The sequence below is a fragment of the Enterovirga sp. genome, assembly GCF_028290205.1.
Taxonomy (GTDB): Bacteria; Pseudomonadota; Alphaproteobacteria; order Rhizobiales; family Beijerinckiaceae; genus Enterovirga.
Genome location: NZ_JAQGKF010000129.1, coordinates 1 through 4,356 on the forward strand (window position 1 = coordinate 1; position 4,356 = coordinate 4,356).

The following is a 4,356-nucleotide window of genomic DNA, read 5'->3' on the forward strand; positions in this document are numbered from 1 at the left end:
CTCTTCCGATCTCGCGGCGGATCGCATCTTCCAGCGAGGCGAGTTCGCGCTCGATCTCGGCCGGCTGCAGCGGCGGCTGGAGGGAGGCGAGCTGCGAGCGCAGCGCAGCCCGGGCACGACCGTAGACGGCCTCCCGCTGAGCCTGATCGGGCTCCGCCAACCCGTCCAGGGCTCGTGCCAGAAGGGGATAGTAATCCGCCATCGATGGGTCGCCGGGACTCGCCTGCCTGTTAGTTCTCGAACGGATTTTGAACCAAGATCGTATCCCGCCGTTCGGGCGAGGTCGACAGCAACGTGACCGGTGCGCCGATCAGTTCCTCGATGCGGCGGACATACTTCACCGCCGCGGCCGGCAATTCGGCCCAGGACCTTGCCCCGGCCGTGGTGTCGCGCCAGCCCTCGACCTCTTCCCAGACGGGCTCGACCCGGGCCTGGGCGGCCTGGCAGGCCGGCAGGTAATCGATCGTCTGGCCGTCCAGCCGGTAGGCCGTGCAGACGCGCAGGTGCTCGAACCCATCCAGCACATCGAGCTTGGTGAGCGCGATGCCGTCGATGCCGCAGGTCTTGACCATCTGGCGGACCAGCACCGCGTCGAACCAGCCGCAGCGCCGCTTGCGGCCCGTGACGACGCCGAATTCGCGGCCCTTGGCGCCGATCAGCTCGCCCGTCTCGTCCGTCAGCTCGGTCGGGAACGGCCCCTCCCCGACCCGGGTCGTGTAGGCCTTGGCGATGCCCAGCACGGTGCCGAGCGCCTTGGGGCCGATGCCGGAACCGGTGGCGGCCTGGGCCGCCACGATGTTGGAGGAGGTCACGAACGGATAGGTGCCGTGGTCGACATCGAGCAGCGCGCCCTGGGCGCCCTCGAACAGGATGCGGCGGCCGGCGCGGCGCTCCGCGTCCAGCAGCGCCCAGACCCGCTCGGCATAGGGCAGGATCTCGGGCGCGATCGCCAGGAGTTCGGCCAAGAGCCCGGCCGGATCGACCTCGTCGATGCCCAGGCCGCGCCGCAGCGCATTGTGGTGCGCGAGAAGGCGCTCGACCTTGCTCTCCAGCACGGCGGCGTCAGCGAGATCGACCACCCGGATGGCGCGCCGGCCGACCTTGTCCTCATAGGCCGGGCCGATGCCGCGCTTGGTGGTGCCGATCTTGAGCCCGGCATTGGCCGTCTCGCGAAAATGATCGAGCTCACGGTGGAGCGGCAGGATCAGGGTCGCGTTGTCGGCGATCCGCAGCGTCTTGGGCGAGACCTCGACGCCCTGGGCCCGGATGGAGGCGATCTCCTGCACCAGGTGCCAGGGATCGACCACCACGCCATTGCCGATCACGGCCAGCTTGCCCGGCCGCACCACGCCCGAGGGCAAGAGCGACAGTTTGAAGGTCACGCCGTCGATGACGAGCGTATGGCCGGCATTGTGCCCGCCCTGGAAACGGACCACCACGTCGGCCTGCTCCGAGAGCCAGTCGACGATCTTGCCCTTGCCCTCGTCACCCCATTGGGCGCCGACAACGACCACGTTCGCCACGAAGTTCACCTCGACCAGAGCCGTCGCCCACGCAAAAAACCCGGCGCAAGGCCGGGCGAACGGGGTCGACACATTGCGGGCCGTCTTCCCCCATTCCGGGGCAGCGGGTCAAGCACGCACCAGCCGCGGTTGAGCGGGTGACCCCGCCGGGATAAGTCGGCTGCAATGACATACCCCGGGAGGATCCTGCGCTGGCTGAACGGCCAAGCCTACCTGCTTCTGGGGCTGACGGCGCTCGCCTGGGGCGGCAACACGGTCGCCGGGCGGCTCGCCGTCGGGCGCGTCTCGCCGATGGCAGTGGTGAGCCTGCGCTGGCTCATCGTCCTCGTGGTGCTGCTCATCCTGACGCGCGCCTCGGTCGGCTCCGAGTGGCGGCGTCTGCTGCCCCGCTGGCGTTTCATCCTCCTGATGGGCGGGCTCGGCTACACGGCGTTCAACGCCATCTTCTACTGGGCCGCCCACCACACGACGGCGATCAACATGGGGGTGGTCCAGGGCGTCACACCCGCCATGGTGATGCTGTTCGCCTTCCTGATCCACCGCACGCCGATCCGCGCCATGCAGGCGATCGGCCTCGCCGTGACGCTGGTCGGGGTGGCCGTGGCGACCAGCCGCGGCGAGATCGACGTGCTGCTGACGCTGGCCTTCAATGTCGGCGACCTCGGCATCGCGCTCGCCTCCGCCCTCTATGCCGGCTACACGGTCGGCCTGCGGGACCGGCCCGCTGCCGCCCCGCTGGCCTTTTTCAGCGCCATGGCGGCCTCGGCCTTCCTGACCTCGCTGCCCCTTCTCGCGGCCGAGGTGGCCCTCGGCACCGTGATCTGGCCCGGCCCGTCCGGCTGGGCCATCATCCTCTACATCGCGCTGATCCCGTCCCTGCTGGCCCAGCTCGGCTACATGCGGGGCGTGGAGCTGATCGGCGGCAGCCGGGCCGGGCTGTTCATGAATCTCGTGCCCATTCTCGGGCCGATCATGGCCGTCCTCCTGCTGGGCGAGAGCTTCGCCCTGTACCACGCCCTGGCGCTGGTGCTGGTGCTGGGCGGGATCTGGCTCGCCGAGCGGGCCGGCGGACGCGCGGCCGCCGCGGCAGGCCCGCCCGAGCGGAGCGGGCCCTGACCCGCCTCAGAAGCTGAGCGGCTTCGCCTGCCGCACGCCCGGGATGCGCTGGATGTCGCCCAGCACCGATTCGGGCAGCGTGCCGTCGATCTCCACCAGGGCGATGGCGGAGCCGCCCGGCTGGTCGCGGCCGAGCGCGAAGGTCGCGATGTTGACCCCCGCATTGCCCAGCGTGGTCGCGAAGCGGCCGATGAAGCCCGGCTTGTCGTCGTTGGACACGTAGATCATCGAGGGCGCGAACTCCGCGTCCACCTTGAGGCCCTTGATGTCGACGATGCGGGGCTTGCCGTCCGCGAACACCGTTCCGGACACGGCGCGCTCGCCCCGCTCTGTCTCCACCGCCACGGTGACCAGCGAATCGTAGTCGCCTTCCGCAGCGCGGGTCATCTCCTCGACGATCACACCGCGCTCCTTGGCGATGGAGGGTGCCGACACGACGTTGATGTCGGCCAGCATCGGCCGGAGCAGGCCGGCAACGGCGGCGCTGGTCAGCGCCTTCGTCTTCATGCTGGCGACCTCGCCCTGATAGGTGATGCGGACGCGTTCGAGCCCGGTCTCGGTGAGCTGCCCGGCAAAGGAGCCGAGCTTCTCGGCCAGGGCGATATAGGGGCGCAGCTTCGGCGCCTCCTCGGCCGTGATGGACGGGAAGTTGACGGCGTTCGAGATGGCGCCCTGGAGCAGGTAATCCGACATCTGCTCGGCCACCTGCAGGGCCACGTTCTCCTGCGCCTCCGTGGTGGCAGCCCCGAGATGCGGCGTGCAGACCACGTGGGGATGGCCGAAGAGCGGGTTCTCCAGTGCCGGCTCGGTCGAGAACACGTCAAAGGCCGCGCCTGCGACATGGCCCGAATCCAGCGCCGCCCGCAGCGCCGCCTCGTCGACGAGCCCACCGCGCGCGCAATTGACGATGCGGACGCCCTTGCGGGTACGGGCGAGCGCGTCGGCCGACAGGATGTTGCGGGTCTTGTCGGTGAGCGGGGTGTGCAGCGTGATCACGTCGGCGCGGGCGAGAAGCGCCTCGAGTTCGACCTTCTCGACGCCGAGATCCAGGGCCCGCTCCGGCGACAGAAACGGGTCGAAGGCGATCACCTTCATGCGCAGCCCGAGCGCCCGGTCGGCCACGATGGCGCCGATATTGCCGCAGCCGATGATGCCCAGCGTCTTGCCCGTGATTTCGACGCCCAGAAAGCGGTTCTTCTCCCACTTGCCGGCCTGGGTGGAGGCATCGGCCGCCGGGATCTCGCGCGCCAGGGCGAGCATCATGGCGACGGCGTGCTCGGCGGTCGTGATGGAATTGCCGAAGGGCGTGTTCATGACGATCACGCCGCGGGCGGTGGCGGCCGGGATGTCGACATTGTCGACCCCGATCCCGGCCCGGCCGATCACCTTGAGGGCGCCAGCCGCGGCCAGGATCTTGGCCGTGACCTTGGTGGCCGACCGGATCGCGAGCCCGTCGTAGCGGCCGATGACGGCAGCCAGCCGGTCCTTGTCCTTGCCGAGATCGGGCTGGAAATCCACCTCCACCCCGCGGTCGCGGAAGATCTGCACGGCGGCGGGCGAGAGGGCGTCGGAGATGAGGACGCGGGGTGCGGACATCGGTCAGACCTTCAAAGGGGCACGGGCCTGCGCCGCCGGGCGAGCGGTCACGGCACGGCGGGACAAGGGGCTGGGGCCCGCCTCAATGGGCGGTGAAGTCGCCCCGCAGCATCGCGTCGAC

3 protein-coding genes and 1 pseudogene are annotated in these 4,356 nt (G+C 69.9%); 1 reads left to right on the forward strand and 3 read right to left on the reverse strand.

From position 1 onward, the window contains the following. Window positions 1–202: pseudogene (locus JWR86_RS09220) on the reverse strand (hypothetical protein); the annotation flags it as partial. Between the two features lie 28 nt (window positions 203–230). After that, a complete protein-coding gene (locus JWR86_RS09225) occupies window positions 231–1,523 on the reverse strand; it encodes an adenylosuccinate synthase (RefSeq protein WP_299564019.1) in 1,293 nt (430 codons plus the stop codon). A gap of 165 nt (window positions 1,524–1,688) precedes the next feature. Here JWR86_RS09225 and JWR86_RS09230 point away from each other — a divergent pair, with 165 nt between their 5' ends. Further along, window positions 1,689–2,639: a DMT family transporter gene (locus JWR86_RS09230; RefSeq protein WP_299564022.1), complete on the forward strand. Its 951-nt coding sequence runs from the start codon at window positions 1,689–1,691 to the stop codon at window positions 2,637–2,639. 6 nt (window positions 2,640–2,645) lie between these two features. Here the strand turns inward: JWR86_RS09230 and serA are convergent, their stop codons facing one another. After that, entirely contained in the window at window positions 2,646–4,235 is a 1,590-nt protein-coding gene (gene serA / locus JWR86_RS09235; RefSeq protein ID WP_299564025.1) for a phosphoglycerate dehydrogenase, read from the reverse strand. Window positions 4,236–4,356: the final 121 nt, after the last annotated feature.

Bases quoted from the DNA above. Each gene is read 5' to 3' on its own strand.
- JWR86_RS09230 (WP_299564022.1), top strand. From the start codon at position 1,689: ATGACATACCCCGGGAGGATCCTGCGCTGGCTGAACGGCCAAGCCTAC.
- serA (WP_299564025.1), bottom strand. From the start codon at position 4,235: ATGTCCGCACCCCGCGTCCTCATCTCCGACGCCCTCTCGCCCGCCGCC.